Annotated in this window: 26 protein-coding genes; 10 read left to right on the forward strand and 16 right to left on the reverse strand. The window is 65.3% G+C overall.

All coding sequences use genetic code 11. From position 1 onward, the window contains the following. Window positions 1-20: 20 nt before the first annotated feature. From ACZZZM_RS04805 to ACZZZM_RS04820, 4 genes are read right to left on the reverse strand one after another with little or no spacing between them, the layout of a single operon-like run. Window positions 21-596, reverse strand: a complete 576-nt coding sequence (locus ACZZZM_RS04805) for an LptA/OstA family protein (RefSeq protein WP_463593973.1) — start codon at window positions 594-596, stop codon at window positions 21-23. Continuing rightward, window positions 593-1240, reverse strand: a complete 648-nt coding sequence (gene lptC / locus ACZZZM_RS04810) for an LPS export ABC transporter periplasmic protein LptC (RefSeq protein ID WP_463593974.1) — start codon at window positions 1238-1240, stop codon at window positions 593-595. Before lptC ends, ACZZZM_RS04805 begins: the two co-directional genes overlap by 4 nt. A gap of 14 nt (window positions 1241-1254) precedes the next feature. Beyond that, a complete protein-coding gene (locus tag ACZZZM_RS04815) occupies window positions 1255-1875 on the reverse strand; it encodes a ribonuclease D (protein ID WP_463593975.1) in 621 nt (206 codons plus the stop codon). Window positions 1876-1933: 58 nt separating this feature from the next. After that, window positions 1934-2743, reverse strand: a complete 810-nt coding sequence (locus ACZZZM_RS04820) for a TerC family protein (protein WP_463593976.1) — start codon at window positions 2741-2743, stop codon at window positions 1934-1936. A 209-nt stretch (window positions 2744-2952) separates the two neighbouring features. Between ACZZZM_RS04820 and ACZZZM_RS04825 the strand changes: the two genes are divergently transcribed. Then, complete coding sequence (locus ACZZZM_RS04825; RefSeq protein ID WP_463593977.1) at window positions 2953-3777, forward strand: cold-shock protein; 825 nt, start codon at window positions 2953-2955, stop codon at window positions 3775-3777. Window positions 3778-3831: 54 nt separating this feature from the next. Here the strand turns inward: ACZZZM_RS04825 and ACZZZM_RS04830 are convergent, their stop codons facing one another. After that, entirely contained in the window at window positions 3832-4308 is a 477-nt protein-coding gene (locus ACZZZM_RS04830; RefSeq protein ID WP_463593978.1) for an Lrp/AsnC family transcriptional regulator, read from the reverse strand. A 136-nt stretch (window positions 4309-4444) separates the two neighbouring features. Between ACZZZM_RS04830 and ACZZZM_RS04835 the strand changes: the two genes are divergently transcribed. Continuing rightward, a complete protein-coding gene (locus ACZZZM_RS04835) occupies window positions 4445-5755 on the forward strand; it encodes a S41 family peptidase (protein WP_463593979.1) in 1311 nt (436 codons plus the stop codon). A 138-nt stretch (window positions 5756-5893) separates the two neighbouring features. On the opposite strand, the gene ACZZZM_RS04840 is transcribed toward ACZZZM_RS04835, so the two are convergent. The 4 genes from ACZZZM_RS04840 to ACZZZM_RS04855 form a co-directional block, all read right to left on the reverse strand. After that, the gene (locus ACZZZM_RS04840) at window positions 5894-6730 is read right to left on the reverse strand and encodes an EamA family transporter (RefSeq protein ID WP_463593980.1); all 837 of its coding nucleotides are present in this window, start codon (window positions 6728-6730) and stop codon (window positions 5894-5896) included. A 29-nt stretch (window positions 6731-6759) separates the two neighbouring features. Beyond that, the gene (locus tag ACZZZM_RS04845; protein WP_463593981.1) at window positions 6760-7812 is read right to left on the reverse strand and encodes a M28 family metallopeptidase; all 1053 of its coding nucleotides are present in this window, start codon (window positions 7810-7812) and stop codon (window positions 6760-6762) included. Between the two features lie 71 nt (window positions 7813-7883). Continuing rightward, window positions 7884-8333 carry a hypothetical protein gene (locus ACZZZM_RS04850; protein ID WP_463593982.1) on the reverse strand — a complete coding sequence of 150 codons (450 nt, stop codon included), beginning with the start codon at window positions 8331-8333 and terminating at the stop codon, window positions 7884-7886. 24 nt (window positions 8334-8357) lie between these two features. Beyond that, entirely contained in the window at window positions 8358-9935 is a 1578-nt protein-coding gene (locus ACZZZM_RS04855; RefSeq protein ID WP_463593983.1) for a cisplatin damage response ATP-dependent DNA ligase, read from the reverse strand. A 65-nt stretch (window positions 9936-10000) separates the two neighbouring features. Here ACZZZM_RS04855 and ACZZZM_RS04860 point away from each other — a divergent pair, with 65 nt between their 5' ends. Then, window positions 10001-10828 (forward strand): metallophosphoesterase, encoded by an 828-nt coding sequence (locus tag ACZZZM_RS04860; protein ID WP_463593984.1) that lies wholly within the window; start codon window positions 10001-10003, stop codon window positions 10826-10828. A gap of 65 nt (window positions 10829-10893) precedes the next feature. Further along, window positions 10894-11214 carry a hypothetical protein gene (locus ACZZZM_RS04865; protein ID WP_463593985.1) on the forward strand — a complete coding sequence of 107 codons (321 nt, stop codon included), beginning with the start codon at window positions 10894-10896 and terminating at the stop codon, window positions 11212-11214. A 38-nt stretch (window positions 11215-11252) separates the two neighbouring features. Here ACZZZM_RS04865 and ACZZZM_RS04870 read toward each other — a convergent pair whose 3' ends face one another. Together ACZZZM_RS04870 and ACZZZM_RS04875 are read right to left on the reverse strand one after the other, a co-directional pair. Then, a complete protein-coding gene (locus ACZZZM_RS04870) occupies window positions 11253-11747 on the reverse strand; it encodes a Dps family protein (RefSeq protein ID WP_463593986.1) in 495 nt (164 codons plus the stop codon). A 79-nt stretch (window positions 11748-11826) separates the two neighbouring features. Further along, window positions 11827-12390 (reverse strand): TMEM165/GDT1 family protein, encoded by a 564-nt coding sequence (locus ACZZZM_RS04875; RefSeq protein ID WP_463593987.1) that lies wholly within the window; start codon window positions 12388-12390, stop codon window positions 11827-11829. Window positions 12391-12564: 174 nt separating this feature from the next. On the opposite strand from ACZZZM_RS04875, the gene rpmG reads away from it, so the two are divergent. Then, entirely contained in the window at window positions 12565-12732 is a 168-nt protein-coding gene (gene rpmG, locus ACZZZM_RS04880) for a 50S ribosomal protein L33 (RefSeq protein WP_463593988.1), read from the forward strand. Between the two features lie 119 nt (window positions 12733-12851). Here the strand turns inward: rpmG and ACZZZM_RS04885 are convergent, their stop codons facing one another. Further along, window positions 12852-13241, reverse strand: a complete 390-nt coding sequence (locus ACZZZM_RS04885; protein ID WP_463593989.1) for a response regulator — start codon at window positions 13239-13241, stop codon at window positions 12852-12854. A gap of 36 nt (window positions 13242-13277) precedes the next feature. On the opposite strand from ACZZZM_RS04885, the gene ACZZZM_RS04890 reads away from it, so the two are divergent. The 4 genes from ACZZZM_RS04890 (at window position 13278) to ACZZZM_RS04905 (ending at window position 15583) form a co-directional block, all read left to right on the forward strand. After that, window positions 13278-13544, forward strand: a complete 267-nt coding sequence (locus ACZZZM_RS04890; RefSeq protein WP_463593990.1) for a DUF3572 family protein — start codon at window positions 13278-13280, stop codon at window positions 13542-13544. Next, window positions 13541-14167, forward strand: coding sequence for an HAD family hydrolase (locus ACZZZM_RS04895; RefSeq protein WP_463593991.1), 627 nt, complete (start codon window positions 13541-13543; stop codon window positions 14165-14167). The genes ACZZZM_RS04890 and ACZZZM_RS04895 overlap by 4 nt, the downstream gene beginning before the upstream one ends. 31 nt (window positions 14168-14198) lie before the next feature. Continuing rightward, window positions 14199-14663 (forward strand): RidA family protein, encoded by a 465-nt coding sequence (locus tag ACZZZM_RS04900; RefSeq protein WP_463593992.1) that lies wholly within the window; start codon window positions 14199-14201, stop codon window positions 14661-14663. Between the two features lie 191 nt (window positions 14664-14854). Beyond that, entirely contained in the window at window positions 14855-15583 is a 729-nt protein-coding gene (locus ACZZZM_RS04905) for a TorF family putative porin (RefSeq protein WP_463593993.1), read from the forward strand. A 73-nt stretch (window positions 15584-15656) separates the two neighbouring features. Here the strand turns inward: ACZZZM_RS04905 and ACZZZM_RS04910 are convergent, their stop codons facing one another. The 3 genes from ACZZZM_RS04910 to ileS are packed head-to-tail and all read right to left on the reverse strand — an operon-like array spanning window position 15657 to window position 19409. Next, window positions 15657-16070, reverse strand: coding sequence for a DUF3035 domain-containing protein (locus ACZZZM_RS04910; RefSeq protein WP_463593994.1), 414 nt, complete (start codon window positions 16068-16070; stop codon window positions 15657-15659). After that, window positions 16063-16605 carry a signal peptidase II gene (gene lspA, locus ACZZZM_RS04915; RefSeq protein ID WP_463593995.1) on the reverse strand — a complete coding sequence of 181 codons (543 nt, stop codon included), beginning with the start codon at window positions 16603-16605 and terminating at the stop codon, window positions 16063-16065. The genes ACZZZM_RS04910 and lspA overlap by 8 nt, the downstream gene beginning before the upstream one ends. After that, window positions 16602-19409 carry an isoleucine--tRNA ligase gene (gene ileS / locus ACZZZM_RS04920; protein WP_463593996.1) on the reverse strand — a complete coding sequence of 936 codons (2808 nt, stop codon included), beginning with the start codon at window positions 19407-19409 and terminating at the stop codon, window positions 16602-16604. The genes lspA and ileS overlap by 4 nt, the downstream gene beginning before the upstream one ends. A 196-nt stretch (window positions 19410-19605) precedes the next feature. Here ileS and ACZZZM_RS04925 point away from each other — a divergent pair, with 196 nt between their 5' ends. Then, window positions 19606-19776 carry a hypothetical protein gene (locus ACZZZM_RS04925; protein ID WP_463593997.1) on the forward strand — a complete coding sequence of 57 codons (171 nt, stop codon included), beginning with the start codon at window positions 19606-19608 and terminating at the stop codon, window positions 19774-19776. Here the strand turns inward: ACZZZM_RS04925 and ACZZZM_RS04930 are convergent. Then, complete coding sequence (locus ACZZZM_RS04930) at window positions 19773-20699, reverse strand: bifunctional riboflavin kinase/FAD synthetase (protein WP_463593998.1); 927 nt, start codon at window positions 20697-20699, stop codon at window positions 19773-19775. The genes ACZZZM_RS04925 and ACZZZM_RS04930 overlap by 4 nt on opposite strands. Window positions 20700-20735: the final 36 nt, after the last annotated feature.

A 20735-nucleotide genomic window follows, 5' to 3' on the forward strand; every position in this document is an offset into this window, starting at 1 on the left:
GTGCGCCGGGCCGGGGCAAATTACTGCTTGGGGGCAGGGGCTGCGGGGGCATTGCCGCGATTGGGCACCGAGAATCGCCCGGTCACGCGCCCGCCCGAATTCTGCACACCGGTGGCGCCGCTGGTGCCGCCGCCGCTCACGCCCGAACCGTCGATCGTCGCGCGACCAGTATCGAGATTGATCGAAAGCCGGCCGCCCGAGATGTTGTTGCTGCCCTGGCGCAGGGTCACGGCGCCGATCATCGTGATGACGCGGCGATTGAGATCATAGACCGCATAATTGGCGCGCGCGCTCTGATCGGGCCGAGTCACGGTGACGCCGCCCGAGGCATCGAGCCGCGAAACCTGGGGCGAGCCGTTGGCGATCTGGCCGGTATAGGTGACCGTGGTGCGCCCTGCGGTGAGGGTCATTCCCGCCTGAGTGATGCGGACGCTGCCCGACAGGACGACGCGATTGGCGCGATCCTGCAGCTCGAAATGATCCGAAGCGAAATCGATCGGAGCATTGGAATCGTGGCGAGTCTGGGCAGCGGCCGGAGCGGTGGCGGCCAATGTCGTCAGGAGACCTAGCGGGAACAGGGCGAGTGCGCGCATCATTTCTGCCTATTCGCGCGCCCGGGATAGATCCGCAAGCGCGCATTGCCATCGATCCGAACCGTCCTCTGTTCCAGATCGGCAGTGAGTTTATTGCCCGAGAAGGTGCCCATCGGCGTGCTGCCCGAGACTGCGCCGCCGCTCTGCATGCGCCGCGTCTTGAGGTCCACTGTGGCATCGTGCGTATCGAGGGCATAGCCGTCGCTGGTGCGGAACTTGATCGGCCCTTCGACGGCGACCTGTTCCTTTTCCAGATCGTAGCGGCCCTGATCGGCCTTGAGCGAGGCCGGGCCCTCGGGCAGCTTGATCTCGGCGGAGAGGTCGCGAAGCTGGACGACGGGCTCGGCCGAGCTCTGCTGGACCGCGGAGCCGGCATGGAGGCGGAAGGGCTGGCCCTTGGCGTCCTGGCCGCGATACTCCGCGGTATCGATGCGCAGCCGCTCGCCGGCGATCTCGACCTTATTCTTATCGAGCACGAAGCTGACATCGCCGCCGGTAAGCAGAGGCGCGAGCACCAGGAACGCGCTGAGCACGCCGATCCCGGCCGGCAGGATCCACAACGCCGTGCGCACCAACCGGTCATGGCTGCTGCCGGGATGGGCCCAGGCCCGCTTTTGCGAGCGGATGCGGACGGCAACCTCAGACATTAAGGGCTTTCAGTTCAGGCATGGGCGAAGATGTCGACCTCCGGCCAGCCGGCAAGGTCCAGCTCCGCGCGCCACGGCAGGAAATCGAAACAGGCCTGAGCATAGGGCATGCGCCCTTCACGCTCGAGACGCTTGTCGAGTTCCACTTTCATCGCGTGAAGATAGCGAACATCGGAGGCCGCATAGTCCTTTTGCGCGTCCGAAAGCTCGGGCCCGCCCCAGTCAGACGACTGCTGCTGCTTCGACACTTCCTGCTGGCAAAGCTCGCGGACCAAATCCTTGAGGCCGTGCCGGTCGGTGTAGGTACGGACCAGCCGGCTGGCGATCTTGGTGCAATAGACCGGGGCTGCTGTGACGCCGAGATAGAAGCGGATCGCCGCCAGATCGAAGCGTGCGAAGTGATAGAGCTTGAGCCGCTCGGGGTCCGCGAGCACGGCGCGCAGATTGGGCGCATCGTAGCTTGAGTTCGGGCCGAACCGCACGAGATGCTCGTCGCCGCTGCCGTCCGAGAGCTGGACCACACACAGGCGGTCACGCTGCGTGATCAGGCCCATCGTCTCGGTATCGACGGCAATCGAGGCGCCGGGGGCGAACACGCCCTCGGGCAGGTCTTCTTCATGGAAATGCACGGTCATCGCGCCCGCCTAGACCCGTTCGGACCGCACCTCAATGGCCTCTCCGGGCGGAGAGGCATCAATGTGCGTCGGGCGTGCCGCCCCCGGCCTTCCGTGCCTTGGCGCGGCGCGACCAGATGTTGAGCCCTTCGACCGCCGCGGAGAAGCCCATCGCCGCATAGATATAGCCCTTGGGCACATGCGCGCCGAAGCTTTCGGCGATCAGCACCATGCCAATCATCAGCAGGAAACCCAATGCCAGCATCACCACAGTTGGGTTGCGATTGATGAAATTGGCCAGCGGATCGGCAGCCAGCAGCATCACTGCGACCGCGAAAATCACTGCGACATACATGATCTCGACATGCTCGGTCATGCCGACGGCAGTGAGGATCGAATCGACCGAGAAGACGATGTCGAGCAGCAGGATCTGAATGATAGCGGAGGTGAAGGTGAGCTGGAGCACCTTTTTCTTGTCGAGCAGGTCGTCGGTATCATGCGCATCCGCATCGACCGAGTGGTGGATCTCGGTGGTCGCCTTCCACATCAGGAACAGACCGCCTGCCATCAGGATCAGGTCGCGCCACGAAAATGCCGTCTCGAAAGCCGGCTCGCCGTGCGAATCGAGCGGGCCGACGATGCCGAGATCGAAGACCGGGTGCACCAGCCCGACGATCCAGGCGATCATCGTCAGCAGCGCGAGGCGCATGATCAGCGCCAGCGAGATGCCGACGCGGCGCGCTTTCTGGCGCTGTTCCTCGGGAAGCTTGTTCGAGAGAATCGAAATGAAGATGAGGTTGTCGATGCCGAGAACCACCTCCATCACGATGAGCGTGACGAGCGCGGCCCAGGCGGCCGGACTAGCGAGCAATTCCATGATCGAATCCATGGGACCAACCTCTGCCGTGCGGCGAAGCGTGGCGCAAGCGCCGCAGTTGCAGCCAGTTCGGCGAAATCAAGGCGAATTTCGTTCGCGCGCTGTCCGGTTTTGGGCTATGGCCGATTCTCGGCATGGTCTGTGTGCCCGAATACCCGTGCGTTCTTCGCCCGCCGCACGGGTTTGATTGTGATTTGGGCGACCGGGAAGACGAACAGGGCATGAGTTTCGATAGAGGGCGCCGCGGGGATCGCGGCGGACGTGGCCGCGACAAGCGCGACAGCTTCGGCGGCGATGAAGGCGGCGGCAGCAGCTTCGGCGGCGGTTTTGGTGATCGCGGCGGCTTCGGCGGCGGCGGCGACCGCTTCGGCGGCGGCGGCGGCGGCGGTGGTGGTTATCGCGGCGGTGGCGGCGGTGGCGGCTTCGGCGGCGGTGGTGGCGGCGGCTTCGGTGGCGGCGGTGGCGGCGGTGGCCGCGGCATGCCCCCCCAGGTTGTCGGCGAAGCGACCGGCGTGGTCAAATTCTTCAACGCGCAAAAAGGCTTCGGCTTTGTCGTTCGCGATGACGGCGGCGAAGACGTTTTCGTGCATATCTCGGCAGTCGAGCAGGCCGGCCTGACCGGTCTCGCCGAAGGCCAGCCGATGGGCTTCACGCTCGTCGATCGCGGTGGCCGCATCTCCGCGACCGAGCTCAAGATCGACGGCGAGCCGATGGCAGTCGAGGATCGCGCTCCGCGTGAGGACCGCGGCGACCGCGGTGGTGATCGTGGCGGCTTCGGCGGCAGCGGCCCAGGCGCCGGCGGTGCAGGTGGCCCGCAGCGCCAGCTCACCGGCGAGAAGGCCAGCGGCACGGTCAAGTTCTTCAACGCGATGAAGGGCTTCGGCTTCATTCAGCGCGACGACGGACAGCCCGATGCATTCGTGCACATCTCTGCAGTCGAGCGCGCGGGCATGCCCACGCTCAACGAAGGCGACCGGCTCGAATTCGAGCTCGAAGTCGACCGCCGCGGCAAATATGCCGCAGTGAACCTGACGCCGGGCAGCTAAGCCTTTAGCTGATACGCAAAACGAAAGGGCCGGGGGAAACCTCCGGCCCTTTTGCTATGCGTCGCGCCCGAGCAGTTCGGCGAGCGGCAGCGCGGCACTGAACTTGCGGCGGCGCTTGACGAAGCTGGTCTCGAAACGGCGGACCGCGGGATCGCCTTCGAGCAGCGCATCGGCGAGCGCGTTGAACGCGTCCATGTCGCGTGCGACCACCAGCAGCACAAGATCGAATGCGCCGCTGACGTCGAGCAGCATTTGGACATTGGGGCTGGCGCCGAGCCTGCGCCGGACGGCATCGACGGCGTCGGTCGAATGCCGCTCGAGCTGGACGAGCACGAGCGCCGACAGGAACTTGGCCTTACCCTCGGCAATGATCGAGATGTCCGCGGCGATGGTGCCGTCGGCACGCATCCGCCGCACGCGCCGCGCGATCGCCGAAGCAGATAGCGGCAGCCGCTCGGCAAGGGCATCGGCAGTGAGCAGAGCATCCGCCTGAAGCTGTTCGAGGATGCGCAAGTCGATCTCGTCGGTCATGGCCATTCCATTTTCGTGCAACTGGCTAACGTGGTTTGCCAGATTTCGGCGCGCGTCCAAGCACATTTGCCTGCTTTGTCGCACGGGCCTGTATAGGCTGTGTCATATGAATAACACACGGATTGAAAGGATCAGGATGAAGCGCATCATTATCGCCGCAGCGCTGGCGACGACGGCCGCGGCGGTTCCGGCATCGGCACAGCAGGCACCTTCGGCGGCATCGGCCGAAAAGATCGACACGGCCGCGGCGATTGCGGCCGTGCGCAAGTCGATCCGCCAGAATTATGTGGTCCCCGCCAAGCGCAAGCCGCTCGACGATACGCTCGCACGCGGGTTGGCGAACGGGCGCTATGCCGTGTCCGATCCGCAGGAACTGGCGAAGCGCGTTACCGACGACATGGCCGAAGTTGCGCACGACAAGCATCTCGGCATGCATTTCAATCCCAAGATGGCCGACGAGCTGGTCAAGGGCGGCGGGCAGAATGACGAGATCGCCGAGGGCGAATTCTTCAAGAAGATGGCGCGCCAGCGCAATCACGGCGTCAGCGAGCTTCGCGTGCTCGACGGCAATATCCGGCTGCTCAAATATGACGGGTTCATATGGACCGGGCCCGAGAGCGGCGCGGTGATCGACGCGGCGATGGCGTTCCTTCGCGAGGGCGACGCGATCATCATCGATTTGCGCGGCAATGGCGGCGGCAGCCCCGAAGCGGTGCGGCGCATCGCCAGCTATTTCGTTCCCGCAGGCAAGACACTGGTGACCTTCCATATGCGCAGCGAAGCGCCGACGACCTCGGTTGCCGAAGCGGTGCCGGGCGGACTGATCCAGGGTATGCCGGTCTATGTGCTGACGTCCGGGCGCAGCGCATCGGCGGCGGAGGAATTCGCCTCGCACGTCGCCGGATTCAAATTCGGGACGCTGGTCGGCGAAACCACGGCGGGCGCGGGTTACCGCAACGATACCTATCCGGTTCCCGGCGGCTTCGTACTCAGCGTTTCGGTCGGCCGCCCTGAGCTGCCCGATGGCAGCGACTGGGAAGCCAAGGGCGTGGCCCCGGGCATCGCCGTGAAGCAGGATCTGGCGCTGGCCCGCGCGCAGCAGGCCGCGCTCGAAACGCTCGCCGCCAAGGCCGAGGGACCGGAGCGCGCCGCGCTCGAATGGTCGGCCAAGGTGCAAGCCAGCCGCATTGCGCCGGCCACGCCGGCGCTGCCACTCGAGGCCTATGCCGGGCGCTATGGTCCGCGCATGGTGACGATGGAGAATGGCACGCTCTACAGCCAGCGCGAAGGCGGACCGCGCTCAAAGCTGGTACCGGTCGAGCCCGATCTTTTCGCGCTCGATCTCGACCCCCGCTCCGGTGTGCGCTTCGTCGCGGCGAATGGCGTGGTGACGAGCATGATCTTGCAGCGGCCGGATGGCAGCCGCGTGGAAGAGAAAAAGAACTAGCCCGGGCGCGCCGTTACCCGACATCCCCGCGGAAGCGGGACCCAGAGCCAAGCAGAGGCATCCCGAAGTAACCCTGGGTCCCCGCCTTCGCGGGGATGACGCCTATGGCTTGCCCCTCACTGCTCGGGATGCCGAAACCTAGCGTGTCAGGATCAGCGCCGCGCCGCCGACGATGCCCAGCACGCTGGCGGCGCGCTGCCAAGTGATGCGTTCGCCGAGGAAAAAGAATGCGATCAGCAGGGCAGTGATCATGCCGGTTTCGCGCAGTGCCGCGAGCGGGGCGGTGGGGCCCATAGCGAAGGCGCTGAGTGCGAGGCCATAGGTCAGGATCGACAGCGCGCCGGCGATCAGCCCCGGCCGCCACTGCGCCCGCATTCCGGCGATCAGGCGGCCGCGTGAGACCAGCGAGAACATCGTGACGATAGCGACGCCCGAAAAGACGAACGACCACACGATATAGCTGGAAGGATGCGGTGCGGCGCGTACGCCCTGCGCGTCTGTGACCGTATAGCAGCCGATCATCACCGCCGTGAGCAATGCCCAGCCGAGCCCGGCGCGGCCGATGTGGCGGCCCATTACCAGCACGCACACGGCGCCGCCGATCAGGGCGATCCCCGCCAGTTCGCGCGGGCTCGCGCTCTCGCCAAATATGCCGATCGCCAGCACTGCAGTGATCAGCGGCGCGGCGCCGCGCATGATCGGATAGGCGGCGGAGAAATCGCTGGTCTCGAAAGCGCGGACGACTGCGTAGAGATAGATGCAGTGGATCGCGGCGCTGGCGGCAAGCCAGCCCCAGGCGCCGTGCGGCAGCGGGACGAGCAGAGTCGCGGGAAGCAGCAGGAGCGCACTCGATCCGTCGATCGTCGCGCGCCCCGCCAATTTGTCCTTGCCGCCCTTGAGGATCGCATTGACGATCGCGTGGATCGATCCCGACGCGATCATCATCGCCGGCGGCAGCCAGGCGGCGGCGCTCAAGTCTTATTCACTCGAAGGCCGCCCGCTCGTCAGGGCTTCGGCGCCTTGGGCGCCTTCTTGGCATAGCGATTGCCGTAGGTGTTGCCTTCGTACCAGAGCGGCGCCTTGTCGCCGTCGGCGATCTCGCGCGCGATCAGGTAATTGATCTTAGCGAACTTGGCGCCAGCCTTCCAATCGAAGGGCAGCGACAGATCGTCCGAGACCTGGTGATAATGCGATTTCTCGAAGTCGCGGAAAGCCTTTTCGCCGCCATTCTTGAAGCCGGTGACCAGGAACACCGAGGGCACGCCCTGCTTGACGAAGCTGTAATGGTCGGAGCGCAGGAACAGCTTTTCCGAAGGCACGGGATCGGGGGAAAGCGTCACGCCCATCTTGGCGGCGGCGGCGGCGACGATCGGACCCATGGTCGAATGCTCGGCACCGAACGCGACGACGTCCTGGAAATCATAGAGCAGGATCGGCATGTCGAGATTGACGTTGGCGACGAACTTGCCGCTGCCGACCAGCGGGTTGCGCGCCATGAAGTCTGAGCCGAGCAGGCCCTGTTCCTCCGCGGCAAGCGCCACGAACAGGATCGAGCGGCGCGGCGGCTTGCCGCTGGTCGCGAAGGCGCGTGCGGCCTCCAGCATCGTCGCCACGCCCGAAGCATTGTCCATCGCGCCGTTGAAGATCGTGTCGCTGCCGCCGGCGCGGCCCTTGCCGATATGATCGAGATGCGCGCTGATAACGACATATTCGTCCTTCAGCTTGGGATCCGATCCGGGGATGATGCCGAGCACGTTGGGCGCGCGATAGGTGCGATCCATCTTGCCGTCGGAGAGGCGGATAGGCACCAGCTGGAACCACTTCTCAACATCGCCGCCGGGCTTCATGCCGAGCTTTTCGAACCGGTCCGCGACATAGGCCGCGGCAAGGAAATAGCCGTTGCCGACCGCGTAGCGCCCTTCGAGCTTGTCGTCGGCGAGATAGGTCACGTCGGCCTTGATGCGCTCGGGGCTGAATTCCGGCTCGGTGGTCTGAGCCTGCGCAGCGGATAGCGAAAGCGCCATCGGGAGGATGGCGAGCAGGGCGGGTAGGCGCATCGGATGTCCTTGGAAGAAGCTGGAAACGAGGCACGCTAGAATAAATAGCCGCGCGCGCAAGCGCCGTTTCGCTAGCCCTGGGCGCGATCGAACCGGCGCAAGGTTGCGCGGGCGAAAAGCCCGGTCAACGCGCCGTAGATGATGACTGCGACGTTGAGGAGTGCGAGCATCGGGCCGAAAAAGCTGAGGAACATCATCGGGAAGGCGAGCCCAGCCACCCAGATTTCCGCCAGCGTTATCGCAATCCATGCGCTGCCCGCGCCGGCCAGCACCCATCGAAGCCATGAGGCGGCGGGATCGCGGAGGAAAATCGCGCCGATCGGCATGCCGACCACGATCGTGCTGCCGACCGCGAACAATGCGAAGGTCCCGACGACGCGCCATTCCATGCCGAAACCTGGGCCCTTGCCGAGCGCGAAGAGGATCAGCAGCGCGTAGAGGGCAAGCGGCGGAAGCGCGCCGAGGACGATCGCGGCGGCGATCCGTGGCATCGGAACCTCATCCTCGATCTCGTCTTCCATGGCCGGTTTATGCCGGGCGCGCGGTCAGGTGACCAGCCGCCTGAGGCCGGCGATAGTGTCGGCCTCGCTGGCGGGTTTGTCGTTACGGATGCGGCTGATGCGCGGGAAGCGCATCGCCAGCCCCGATTTATGGCGCTTCGATTCGTGCACTGAATCGAATGCGACTTCGAGGACGAGGCTCTTGTCGGTCTCGCGCACCGGGCCAAAGCGCGCAGTGGTGTGGTTGCGCACATAGCGATCGAGCCATTTCAGTTCTTCGTCGGTGAACCCGAAATAGGCTTTGCCGACCGGCAGCAGCTCGCCCTCTTCGGTCCAGGCGCCGAAAGTGTAATCCGAATAGAAAGACGAACGCTTGCCGCTGCCGCGCTGGGCATACATCAGCACGCAATCGGCATTGAGCGGGTCGCGTTTCCATTTGTACCACAGGCCCACGCGGCGCCCAGTGACATAAGGCGAATCGCGGCGCTTGAGCATCACGCCCTCGATCGCCGCATCGCGGGCGCCGGCGCGGATTTCCTCGAGAGCGGCGAAGTCCTTCGCTTCAATTACCGCGGAGACGTCGAAGCGCTCGGGCTCCAGTTTGGTGGCGAAGGCCTCCAGCCGCGCCCGCCTTTCGGTCCAGCCCAGTGCGCGCAGATCCTCCGGCCCGTCGAAAAGGATATCATAGAGCCGCACGAACGCTGGGTATTCGCTGAGCGTCTTCGCGCTGACCACCTTGCGTCCGAGCCGCTGCTGGAGCGCATTGAAGCTTCCCGCCTCGCCACCCTGGAATTCGCCCTTTACCAGCAATTCGCCGTCGAGCACCCCCGGGGTCTGGAAGCTCGCGGCGACTTCGGGAAAGCTGTGGGTGATGTCGTCGCCGGCGCGGCTGTAGAGCCGGGTCTGGCCCGCGACGTGGACCATCTGGACACGGATGCCATCCCATTTCCATTCGGCGGCATAGTCCTGGAGGCTGACCTGGGTCTCCTCGAGCGGGTGGGCGAGCATGAAGGGGCGGAAGACTGGGACGTTCTGTGCGGTCGGCTGGGCATGCGTGCCCTCGGCCCAGCCGAACAGGCTCGCATAAGGCGGGGCAAGCCCGTGCCACACTTCCTCGACCGCCTCGACATCCAGGTCGAAGGCCTGCGCCAACGCGGTCTTGGCGAGCCGCGCCGAGACGCCCGCCCGGAGCGCGCCCATCGCCAGCTTGAGCAAGGCGAAGCGCTCGTCGGCCTCCAGCCGGTCGAGCATCGAGGCGAGCACCCCCGGCGCGTCGGACTTGCTGATGCTGCCGAGCGTATCGATCGCCTGCGCCAGCGTCAGTGGCTGGCTGGTATCCGGCGGCGTCATCGGCTCGGGCCAGAGCAAGGCGATCGTCTCAGCCGAATCGCCGACGAAATCCCGGCTCATCCGATAGAGCACCGGATCGACCCGCTCCTCGATCAGCGCACGGATGAGTGCCGGCTTCACCGCCGGCAGGTCGAGACTTCCCGTCAGCGCTGCCATCGCCCAGCCGCGATCGGGATCGGGGGTGCATTTGAGATATTCGCCGATCAGCCGCAGTTTGGCGTTGCGCGATCGGGTGTAGATCAGTGCGTCGAGCAGGTCGGCGAAAGCGCGCATGATAGTGGCAACATGGAACGAAGCCGGGGGTTCCGCCAGCGGGATGGCTTCGTTACGCTGGCGGCATGCCCAAGCGTCTCCTGATCGCGCTCGCCGCCTGCTTCGCCGCGGGCATGGGGCTCGCGCTCTATTCCTATCTGGAGGCGCGGCGCGATCCGGTGGTGCGCGAGGCGAGTGTGTCGCTGCCGGGCTGGCCTGCCGGCGCAGCACCCATGCGGGTCGTGCTGATCAGCGATGTGCATATCGGCACCGCGGCGATGGACGCCGAACGGCTCACGCGCATCGTCGGCCAGATCAATACGCTGCGCCCTGACCTGGTGGTGATCGCCGGCGACTTCATCTACGGGCATGCCGCCAACAGTGCCGAGCGGATCGGCGCACCGATGGTGGCGCCGCTCGCGGGACTAAAGGCCCGGTTCGGGGTGGTCGCCGCGCTCGGCAATCACGATCACTGGACCGGCGGCGCGGCAACGCGCGCCCTGCTCGAGCGCGCCGGAGTGACTGTGGTCGATAATGGCGCACTCCAGCGCGGACCGCTCGCGATCGGAGTCGCGGGCGACGATTTCTCGCGGCACACCGATTTGCCCGCGACGCTCGCCGCGATGCAGCCGCTCGCCGGCGCGCGGATCATGCTCACCCATTCGCCCGATATCGCGCCCAAGCTGCCCACGGACGTGCCGCTGCTGCTCGCGGGGCACACGCATTGCGGGCAGGTCGTGCTGCCGATCTACGGCCCGATCTCCGAGGTCAGCCGCTACGGCGTGCGTTATCGGTGCGGCGTGCGGCGCGAGGGCGGACGCACGGTCGTGGTGACCGCCGGGCTCGGCACCAGCGGCGGGCCGTTCCGGCTCGGTGCGCCGCCCGATCTGTGGCTGCTGACGCTCGGCAAATGAAACCCGTTGGCAAGGCGCCTGCCGCGCGGCTAGGCTGGCGTCTCCACCATCGAGGGTCCTCCCAAATGAAGTTCGCAATTCTCGCCGCCGCGGCGTTCGCTTGCCTCACGCCTGCCGCCGCTTCGGCACAGACCGCGCCTGCGCCTGCCGCAGCCCAGACCGCGCCGGCCGCCAAGTTCAACCTCGACACGCCGATCGAGCAGATCGTCGCCGACGAAAAGGCCAATGCCGTGCTCACCGCCAATTTCGGCGGCCCAGTCACGTCCAATCCGCAATATGAGAGCTTCAAGGCGATGAGCCTGAACGCGGTCGCGCCCTTCGCGCCGGACAAGCTCCCTGCCGACCTGCTCAAGAAGATCGAAGCCGATCTGGCGGCGATCAAGTAACAAGGAAAAGGGCCGGGGATGACCCGGCCCTTTTTGCATCAGCCCTTGCGGCTGGCTTCGAACAGGAACCAGGCGCGTTCCTCGGCCTGGTCGGTCCATTCGTCGACCACGCCGCTGGTGGCATTGTCGCCCGCGGCCTCGGCGGCTTCCTTGACCGCGCGGAAGCTCTCGACCAGCTTGAGATTGTCGTCGCGCAGCTCGGCGAGCATGTCGCCGGCCGAGACGAAGTCCGCATCATTGTCCTTGAGCGTCTGGCGCCGCGCAATGTCGCCGATCGAGCGCAAGGTGGTGTTGCCGGTCTTGCGCACGCGCTCGGCAATCGCATCCGTGATTGCATAGATCTGCGCCGCCTGGTCATCCATCAGCAGGTGATAGTCGCGGAAATGCGGGCCCGAGACGTGCCAGTGGAAATTCTTGGTCTTGAAATAGAGCGCGAAGCTGTCTGCCAGCGCACTGTTGAGTGCGTCCGCCACGCTCTTGGTGTCGTTGCGATTGAGATCGGTCGGCGTCTGCAGCGCCTTGGTGTCGGCCATGTCGTCCTCCGGTGATTGCACATGCGATATAGGGAGCGTTCGTTACGCTGCCACGCAATTTGCCGATCAGTTTGATCGATTAGATCAGCCGAAGCGCGCCGAGCCCGATCCAGGTTCCCGCGACGAGAAAGACGAGGGCCAGCACCACGCGCAGCTTGCCGAACGCGATGTTGCGCCAGCTGAGCTCGCCGAGCACCGAGGCGACGAAGCACACGCCGAACGCGCCCAACGCCGCACCGGCGGCGGCGAACCAGGGCTCGCCGCGCGTCGCCAGCGCCAGCGTGAAGAATTGGGTGCGATCGCCGAGCGCGACAATGAATATGCCGAGCAGCGGCGTGAAAAGCGCGCCCAGATGCCAGGCATCGAGCCGGCCCGGCGCCTTGACGCGCCACAGCCCACCGAATCCCGCCATCAGCAAGGCGATCGCGAGCAGCAGCGATTGTGCATTGGGGGTGAGGATCGGCGCCATCGACATGCCGGCCAGCGCGGCGAGCGCGTTGCCCCCGGCATGCGCCAGCCCCGCCGCGAGCGCCACGGTGAGCGGGCGCCCGTAGCGGTCGGACAGAATCGCCGTGAGCAAAGCGGGCCGTTCGCCCAATTGGGTTAGCACGGCCAAAAGAAAGGCCGGAACGATCGCTTCCATCTCGGCCTCCTTCCGCGCGCCTTTTCGCCCGTGCGCAGTTAAAGCCGTGTGAAGCATGGGTGAGACGGACCCCAGCCTTGACTTTTCAACGGGACTCGCGCATCCGCGCCGCCTGACAGCGGTGCGCCCGGCGTGCCGCTCTTTCTTTTTAACGAGATTCAAGGGTTCTGGGCCATGGCCAAGCCGACTACTGTCAAGATCAAGCTCGTCAGCTCGGCGGACACGGGTTTCTTCTACGTCACCAAGAAGAATCCGCGTAACACGACCGAGAAAATGTCCTTCCGCAAGTACGACCCGGTCGTGCGGAAGCATGTCGAGTTCAAGGAAGCCAAGATCAAGTGATGCGTAGCGCGAAAGCGCACGCGTCACCCTGAACTCGTTTCAGGGTCCAGTCCTCCCCAAGTGAAGACGTCGCCAGCGGCGCGATGGATGCTGAAACAAGTTCAGCATGACGGGTGGGTTTATTCGGGCCGGATGCCTTCGGCCCCCGGCACCAACCCCCGCACTTCCTCCATGAAGCGCACCAGGCTGATCGGCTTGGAGACATAGGCATTCGCGCCCGCCGCGCGGATCCGCTCTTCGTCGTCATGCCCGGCATAGGCGGTCACTGCCATGATCGGGATCGCGCGCAGCTGCAGGTCTGCCTTCATCTGGCGGATGATCTCGTCGCCGGTGACGTGCGGCATCTGGATATCCATCACCACCAGATCGGGCGCGAAGACGCGGGCACGGGCAACGGCTTCGCGACCGTCCTTGACCGGCTCTACTTCGAAGGCGTGCGCGCGCAGAAGATCGCAGAACAGCTTCAGATTGAGTTCGTTGTCCTCGACAACGAGCACCCTTTTTGCCACGCCCAAACCCCAATGATGATGCGGACCTGTTAGGCGATGGCGGCGGCGGAAACAAATGCGGAGGCGCTTGCGCTCCAGGCCCTGGTGTGGACGCTTGGCGATTCGCAGCGCGCGTCGCGATTGCTCGACCTGACCGGGCTCGACCCGGCGGAGTTGCGGGCGCGGGCGGGCGATCCCTCGCTGCTCGCGGCGACGCTCGGCTTTCTCGAGGCGCACGAGCCCGATCTTCTCGCCTGCGCCGATGCCCTTGATATCAAGCCCGCGCGCCTGGTCGCGGCGCGCGCCGAACTGGAAGCCGCATGAAGCCCCTGCTGATCACCGATTGCGACGAAGTCCTGCTCCACATGGTCCGCCATTTCGGCGCCTGGCTGAACGAGCATCACGATATCGATTTCGCGCTGAACGGCGGCGATTTCGCCACTTCGATGACCCGGCGTGGCGACAGCAGCGCAGTCGAGCGCGAAGAGATGTGGGCGTTGCTCGGCGGCTTTTTCCCAGGCGAGATGGGGCGCCAAACCTTGGTGCCGTATGCTCGCGAGGCGCTGGCGGCCTTGGCCGAACAGGCCGATATCGTCGTCCTCACCAATCTCGGCGATCATTGCCGCGACCATCGCATCGCCCAGCTTGCCGAGCACGGCATCGAGCATCGGGTCGAGTGCAATCAGGGCGGCAAGGGCGATCCCGTAGCCAGGCTGGTCGCCGAGTTCGGCCATCCCGTGACCGTCTTTGTCGACGATCTCGCCGTCCACCACGAATCGGTGGCCAGGCACGCGCCTGATGTCCACCGGCTGCATATGATCGCCGAGCCCGATCTTGCACCCAGCGTGCCGCCTGCGCCGCATGCCCATGCCCGGATCGACGATTGGCGCGAGGCCGAGGCGTGGATCGCCGCACGCTTCGCCGCGGGGGAATCCGCCAAAGCTTGACCGCCGACGCCTTGAGTGGTGAAGCCGCATCATGACCGACGCAATCGACCGCAAGCTCGAAGAGCTTGGCCTCGCCCTTCCCGAAGCCGCCGCGCCCGTCGCGGCTTATGTGCCCGTCGTCGAAGCTGGGGGCCTGCTCCATATTTCGGGCCAGCTCCCCTTCAAGGACGGCGCGCTGATGACCGGCCGCGCCGGCGAAGACCGCGACCTGGATTATGCCAAGGAAGCCGCCCAGCGCTGCGGGCTGATGCTGGTCGCGCAGATCAGGAAGTATCTTGGCGGCGATCTTTCGCGCGTCGAGCGCGTCGTGAAGCTTGGCGTGTTCGTCAATTCGGCAGCCGGTTTCACCGATCAGCCTGAAGTTGCCAATGGTGCGTCCGAGCTGATGCAGGCGCTGTTCGGCGAATCGGGCCGCCATGCCCGCAGTGCCGTCGGCGTGCCGGTGCTTCCGCGCGGGGCCGTGGTCGAAATCGACGCGATTATCGCTGTTCGCTGACCTTCGCGCTGTTGCAGGCTCGCAACAGTTCCGCAGCGATCCCGAGCTTCCACGGCAAATTTTGTTGTGCGCCGCAGCGTAATTCGGCACACTTTGTGCGCTGATGACAGCTGCGCAGGCCTTTGGGCTCAAATGACGCGGCATCCTCGGCAGCAGGCGGGGACCCTTCGCATTCAATAGAAAGGGATTCCATGCGCAACCTTCTCACCGGCCTGAGCGCGCTTGCGCTGGCCACCGCGGCCACGCCCGCTTTCGCTCAGGATCAGACCGATCCGCCGAGCCCGATCACGATCACGGGCAGTGCCACCGTCGTCAGCGATTATCGCTTCCGCGGCTTCAGCCAGAGCAACGAAGAAGCGGCGATCCAAGGCGGCTTCACCGTCGCCCATGAAAGCGGCTTTTATATCGGCACCTGGGGCTCGAGCATCGGCTTCAACAACGGCACCGAGATCGATGTCTATGGCGGCTTTTCGAAGCAGATCGCCGAGGGCTTGACCGGCGATATTGGCGCGACGCTCTATCTCTATCCCGGCTCGGCCAACACCAGCGTGATCGAGCCCTATGTCGCGCTCACCGGCACGCTCGGCCCCGCCAGCCTCAAGACCGGCATTGCCTGGGCACCCTCGGGCCAGGTGTCGCTTGGCAAGGATAGCGGCGTCTATGTCTATGGCGATCTCGCCGTCGGCGTGCCCAGCACCCCGATCAAGCTCAAGGCGCATCTCGGCTATTCGGAGAGCGACAGCTTCCTGGGCGGCGCGGACGGCGAAGTGCTCGATTATTCGATCGGCGCGGACTTCACCTGGAAGGCGCTGACGCTCGGCGTTGCCTATATCAACACCGATGCGCCGCGCGCCTTCGGTTATAAGGAAGCAGTCGGCGCGGATGGCGCCGTGGTCTTCTCGATCGGCGCCGCCTTCTAAGGCAAGCATCGGGGACAAAGCAAAAGGGCCGCCCCGCAAGGGACGGCCCTTTTTCATGTCCGCGAGGCCAGGCTTATTGCGGCGTGCTGGTGCTCGCATCCTTGCCGTTGCCTTCGGGCGCCGCGACGATGTCGCGCGTGGTCGAGCCCTTGTCGACGACATTGGTGTCCGGGCTGCCCGCCGTGCTGCGCGCGCCGGCATCGGCGCTGGTGCGGCCGGCGGCGTCGAGCGTTGCCTGCTCGCCGGCACTGCGCGCCGCCGAGCCGCCAAACAATGCCTCGGTCGCCTGCGAGGATGGGCTCACATCCTGTGGGCGCGGCGCGCCGGGGGCAGGGGGAACCAGCGAGAAATCGGGCGGGATCACCAGCGGCGCCTGGCGCGCGACGGCGAATTCATCGGGGCGCTCGCGATTATAGCCGCCCTTGCTGCAGGCCGAGAGCGATGCCGTGAGCGCAATGCCCGACACGATGAGGACGATTCTACGCATTGACTTCATTCTCCACAGGGGCGGGCGCGTCAGCCGACGGCGCCGTCTTATCACGCACAAACAGCGCGCGGAACAACAGGATGACTACGCCGATCGTAATTGCGGCATCGGCGACATTGAATACCAGAAACGGGCGCCACGTGCCGAAATGCAGATCGGCGAAATCGACGACATAGCCCAGACGCGCGCGATCGAGGATGTTGCCGACCGCGCCGCCCAGCACCATGCCGAGCGCGATGACGTCGGGCAGCTTCTTCTCGCGCGTCATCCACCAGGCAACGCCGATAGCGATTCCGGCCGTGAGCACCACCAGCGCCCAGCGCATGAAATCGCTGCTCGCGGGCATCAGCCCCAGCGACACGCCGACATTCTTGACGAACTGCAGGTCGAAGATCGGCAGCACGGTGAGGCTGTCGCCCTGGACATTGAGCCCGAGCGGGCCGGTCACATACCATTTGGTCAGCTGGTCGAACAGGAAGACGAGCGCCGCCACCAGCAGCCCGATCCACCGCGTAACATTCATCTGAACGTTCATACCTTCACTACCCCGGCGCATCGGTCGCACAGCAGGCCATCCTCTGCAACCTCGGGAAGATGCCGCCAGCACCGGCCGCATTTATGGCGATCGGTGGGCGTCACGGTGACCGTTTGGCCTTCAGCGACTGACGCGACGATGAACAATTCGGCCAAGTCGCCGCCGGCCAGCGGCAGATCGGGCACCGTCACTTCGGCCTCGAGGCTGGAGCGGACCTGCTTCTCGCGGCGATAGGGCTCAATCGCTTCGGTGACTGTCTGGCGCAACTGCCGGATCGCGGACCAATCGGCGCTCGTCGCAGCACCTTCGGGCAGCACCGGCCATTCGAGCATGTGGACCGACTCGTCCTCGCTCGGGAAGCGCGCCTGCCACACTTCCTCAGCGGTGAAGCTGATGATCGGCGCGGCATAGCGCACCAGCGCGTGGAACAGCGTGTCGAGCACAGTGCGGTACGCGCGGCGCTTCGGGTCCGAAGGCGCGTCGCAATACAGCGAATCCTTGCGGATATCGAAGAAGAAGGCCGAGAGGTCTTCATTGGCGAAATCGGTCAGCGCGCGGCTGTAGCGGTTGAACTCGAACGCCTCCGCGGCCGAGCGCAGTTCCGCATCGAGCTCGGCGAGCTTGGCGAGCACGTAACGCTCGAGCTCGGGCATCTGCGCGACAGGAAGCTTTTCGGCATCGGCGAAACCGTCGAGCGCCCCCAACAGATAGCGGAAGGTGTTGCGCAGCTTGCGATAGGCATCGCCGGTGCCCGCCAGGACTTCCTTGCCGATCCGCACATCCTCGAAATAATCGGTCTGCGCGACCCAGAGGCGAAGGATGTCCGCGCCGCTCTCGCCGATGATCTTGAGCGGATCGACGACATTGCCGAGCGACTTGCTCATCTTCTTGCCCTTGCCGTCGAGCGCGAAGCCGTGCGTCAACACCGCGGCATAAGGCGCACGCCCGCGTGTCCCCGCGCTTTCGAGCAGCGACGACTGGAACCAGCCGCGATGCTGGTCCGAACCTTCGAGATACAGGTCGGCGCGGACGCCTTCGCCGTACCGCGCTTCCATGACGAAAGCGTGGGTCGATCCGGAGTCGAACCAGACGTCGAGGATGTCGGTGACGACTTCATAGTCGTCGAGCCGATAATCGCTGCCGAGCAGGGCCTGGTGATCGGCCTGGAACCATGCATCGGCGCCGCCCTGGCGGAATGCCTCGAGGATGCGGGCGTTGACCGCGGGGTCCTTGAGATATTCGCCCGACTGGCGATGCACATAGAGCGCGATCGGCACGCCCCAGGCGCGCTGGCGCGAGATCACCCAGTCCGGGCGCCCCTCGACCATCGCACGGATGCGGTTCTGGCTCTTCTCCGGCACCCAGCGGGTAGTCTCGATCGCATCGAGGGCGATGCCGCGCAGCGTGCCGCCATTGCTGTCGCCGCCGTCCGCAGCGTCGACCGAGCGGTCCATCGGGATAAACCACTGCGGCGTGCACCGGAAGATGATCTTGGCCTTGGAGCGCCAGCTATGCGGATAGCTGTGCGGGAAGTCCTCGCTTGCCGCGAGCAGCGCGCCGGCCTCGCGCAGGTCGCTGCAGATCGGGCCGTCGGGCGCGACGAACTTCTTGTTGATCACCGAGCCCTGGCCGCCCAGCCACAGCCAGTCGGCACGGTACATGCCGGCGCCGTCGACCGCGAACACCGGATCGATGCCGTTGGCCTTGCACAGCAGGAAATCGTCCTCGCCATGATCGGGCGCCATATGGACGAGTCCGGTGCCGGCGTCGGTTGTGACGAAATCACCGGCGAGGAAGGGGCGCGGCTTGGCGAAGAAGCCGCCGAGATGGTGCATCGGATGCCGGGCGATGGCGCCAGCGAGATCGTTGCCCTCGTAATGGCCGAGAATTTCGCTGCTGACCACTTTCACGCCAGGTAGGAATCCGAAGCGCTGAAGCAGTGACGTGCGCAAGGTGCCCGCATAGAGGATGGTCAGAATTTCACCCCCGACCAACTCAAAGCGCTCAGCTTGATAAACGATATCCGGCCCATAAGCCAAAGCCTGGTTCACGGGAATCGTCCACGGCGTCGTCGTCCAGATCACCGCATGCGCGCCGACCAGTTCGGGCGCGTTCGGCGCTTCCGTGATCTCGAACGCCACATCGATCTGCGTCGAGACAATATCCTCATACTCAACCTCGGCCTCGGCCAGCGCGGTCTTCTCGACCGGCGACCACATCACCGGCTTGGCGCCGCGATAGATCTGCCCGCTCTCGGCGAATTTGAGCAATTCGCCGACGATCGTCGCCTCGGCGTCGAACTTCATGGTCAGATAGGGATCGTCCCAATCGCCCATGATCCCCAGCCGCTCGAATTGGCCGCGCTGCACCGCCACCCATTTCTCGGCATAAGCCCGGCATTCGGCGCGGAAGGCGACGGGGTCGACTTCGTCCTTGTTGAGCTTCTTGGCGCGATACGCTTCCTCGACCTTCCACTCGATCGGGAGGCCATGGCAGTCCCAGCCGGGCACATAGGGCGCGTCCTTGCCCATCAGCGACTGCGAGCGAACGACGATGTCCTTGAGGATCTTGTTCATCGCATGGCCCATGTGAATGTCGCCATTCGCATAGGGCGGCCCGTCATGGAGCAGGAAGCGCTCGCGGCCGGCGCGTTGCTCGCGCAGCTTCGCGTAGAGCCCGATCTTCGCCCAACGCTCGAGGATCGCCGGCTCCTTGGCGGCGAGCCCGGCTTTCATGGGGAAATCTGTCTTCGGCAGGAAGACGGTATCGCGCCAGTCGCGCGGGGTATCGGTTTGTTCGGTCATGGGTGGGCGGGAACTAGAGGAATTGCGGTCACATTCAAAGCGGATGTTGGATGCTTGGCGTTAACCATGAAGTTGCGGAACATTTGATAAGTCGATGCGTCCCAGCTTCATGCATCACAAAGTAGAGAAGGGGACTCCGGCAAGCATCTGCGATGAAATCGCCGTGCTGGCGGAGCGATACCTCATGGAACCGGGCATGCGTGGACTCCAGCGCATCGACGAGCATATCAATGCCGCGATGGCCGATTCGCGGTGGGACGACATGAGCAAGTGGCACCGTGTCCGCTTCCGCCTAATGCGGATGAAGCAGCAGCGCGCGATCAGCGACCGGCTCGGCTTCGGATGCGATTCGCGGACTGCGTCTTAACCGGCGAGTAGTTCGCGGGCGCGGGCCGCGTCGAGGTCCATCTGCGCCTTGAGCGTGGCGAGATCGTCGAACTTCGCTTCGGGGCGGATATAGTCCATCAATTGCACTTCGATCGTCTGGCCATATAGGTCTTCGGCGAAATCGAAAAAGAAGCTTTCGAGCAATTCCTCGGGCGGCTCGAAACTTGGGCGGATGCCGAGATTGGCGACGCCATCAAGCAGGCGCCCGTCCGCCAGCCGTCCGCGCACCGCATAGATGCCGTATGCCGGCCGAAGATAATTGGCGAGACGCATATTGGCCGTTGGATAGCCGAGCGTCCGCCCAAGCTGCACGCCCTTCTCCACCATCCCACGGATCGCGAGCGGCCGCGTGAGCAGTGCCGCAGCCTCGCGAGGTCGCCCGCCGCGGAGATGCTCGCGGATGCGGCTGGAGGAGACCACCCAGCCATCCAGCATCACCGGCGGCACCGTCTCCGCGACGAAGCCGAGCTCGTCGCCGAGCCGCGCAAGGGTGGCGACATCGCCCGAGCGGCCCTTGCCGAAGGTGAAGTCGCCGCCGGTGACCACCCCTGCCGCGCCGAGCCGCCCCGCCAGCCGTTCGGTAGCGAAGTCGCGGGCGCTGAGCGCGGCGAGATCGGCATCGAAGGGGAAGACCAGCATCGCATCGACCCCGGCTTCCGCCAGCAAATCGCCGCGCTGCTCCATCGTCGTCAGTCTGAACCAGTCCGATTGCGGCTGGAAATAGCGCTTGGGATGCGGCTCGAACGTGCCGACCAGGGCCGGTCGGCCCGCGGCGCGCGCACGCGCCACGGCATGGCCGACCACGGCCTGATGCCCCAGGTGAAACCCATCGAAATTGCCCAGCGCGACGATCCCGCCGCGCAAGCGGTCCGGAACCCCCGAGCCGCCGTCCAGCCGCTCCATCAGGAGGCTATAGGGGCGAGCTAGGGGTAACAGCAA

Source organism: Sphingomonas sp. AC522, assembly GCF_979258125.1.

Excerpts from the sequence above, each read along its gene's own strand:
- ACZZZM_RS04805 (WP_463593973.1), bottom strand. The coding sequence starts at position 596 with ATGATGCGCGCACTCGCCCTGTTCCCGCTAGGTCTCCTGACGACATTG.
- lptC (WP_463593974.1), bottom strand. The coding sequence starts at position 1,240 with ATGTCTGAGGTTGCCGTCCGCATCCGCTCGCAAAAGCGGGCCTGGGCC.
- ACZZZM_RS04815 (WP_463593975.1), bottom strand. The coding sequence starts at position 1,875 with ATGACCGTGCATTTCCATGAAGAAGACCTGCCCGAGGGCGTGTTCGCC.
- ACZZZM_RS04820 (WP_463593976.1), bottom strand. The coding sequence starts at position 2,743 with ATGGATTCGATCATGGAATTGCTCGCTAGTCCGGCCGCCTGGGCCGCG.
- ACZZZM_RS04825 (WP_463593977.1), top strand. The coding sequence starts at position 2,953 with ATGAGTTTCGATAGAGGGCGCCGCGGGGATCGCGGCGGACGTGGCCGC.
- ACZZZM_RS04830 (WP_463593978.1), bottom strand. The coding sequence starts at position 4,308 with ATGACCGACGAGATCGACTTGCGCATCCTCGAACAGCTTCAGGCGGAT.
- ACZZZM_RS04835 (WP_463593979.1), top strand. The coding sequence starts at position 4,445 with ATGAAGCGCATCATTATCGCCGCAGCGCTGGCGACGACGGCCGCGGCG.
- ACZZZM_RS04845 (WP_463593981.1), bottom strand. The coding sequence starts at position 7,812 with ATGCGCCTACCCGCCCTGCTCGCCATCCTCCCGATGGCGCTTTCGCTA.
- ACZZZM_RS04850 (WP_463593982.1), bottom strand. The coding sequence starts at position 8,333 with ATGGAAGACGAGATCGAGGATGAGGTTCCGATGCCACGGATCGCCGCC.
- ACZZZM_RS04855 (WP_463593983.1), bottom strand. The coding sequence starts at position 9,935 with ATGCGCGCTTTCGCCGACCTGCTCGACGCACTGATCTACACCCGATCG.
- ACZZZM_RS04860 (WP_463593984.1), top strand. The coding sequence starts at position 10,001 with ATGCCCAAGCGTCTCCTGATCGCGCTCGCCGCCTGCTTCGCCGCGGGC.
- ACZZZM_RS04865 (WP_463593985.1), top strand. The coding sequence starts at position 10,894 with ATGAAGTTCGCAATTCTCGCCGCCGCGGCGTTCGCTTGCCTCACGCCT.
- ACZZZM_RS04870 (WP_463593986.1), bottom strand. The coding sequence starts at position 11,747 with ATGGCCGACACCAAGGCGCTGCAGACGCCGACCGATCTCAATCGCAAC.
- ACZZZM_RS04875 (WP_463593987.1), bottom strand. The coding sequence starts at position 12,390 with ATGGAAGCGATCGTTCCGGCCTTTCTTTTGGCCGTGCTAACCCAATTG.
- rpmG (WP_463593988.1), top strand. The coding sequence starts at position 12,565 with ATGGCCAAGCCGACTACTGTCAAGATCAAGCTCGTCAGCTCGGCGGAC.
- ACZZZM_RS04890 (WP_463593990.1), top strand. The coding sequence starts at position 13,278 with ATGGCGGCGGCGGAAACAAATGCGGAGGCGCTTGCGCTCCAGGCCCTG.
- ACZZZM_RS04895 (WP_463593991.1), top strand. The coding sequence starts at position 13,541 with ATGAAGCCCCTGCTGATCACCGATTGCGACGAAGTCCTGCTCCACATG.
- ACZZZM_RS04900 (WP_463593992.1), top strand. The coding sequence starts at position 14,199 with ATGACCGACGCAATCGACCGCAAGCTCGAAGAGCTTGGCCTCGCCCTT.
- ACZZZM_RS04905 (WP_463593993.1), top strand. The coding sequence starts at position 14,855 with ATGCGCAACCTTCTCACCGGCCTGAGCGCGCTTGCGCTGGCCACCGCG.
- ACZZZM_RS04910 (WP_463593994.1), bottom strand. The coding sequence starts at position 16,070 with ATGCGTAGAATCGTCCTCATCGTGTCGGGCATTGCGCTCACGGCATCG.
- lspA (WP_463593995.1), bottom strand. The coding sequence starts at position 16,605 with ATGAACGTTCAGATGAATGTTACGCGGTGGATCGGGCTGCTGGTGGCG.
- ileS (WP_463593996.1), bottom strand. The coding sequence starts at position 19,409 with ATGACCGAACAAACCGATACCCCGCGCGACTGGCGCGATACCGTCTTC.
- ACZZZM_RS04925 (WP_463593997.1), top strand. The coding sequence starts at position 19,606 with ATGCGTGGACTCCAGCGCATCGACGAGCATATCAATGCCGCGATGGCC.
- ACZZZM_RS04930 (WP_463593998.1), bottom strand. The coding sequence starts at position 20,699 with ATGGAGCGGCTGGACGGCGGCTCGGGGGTTCCGGACCGCTTGCGCGGC.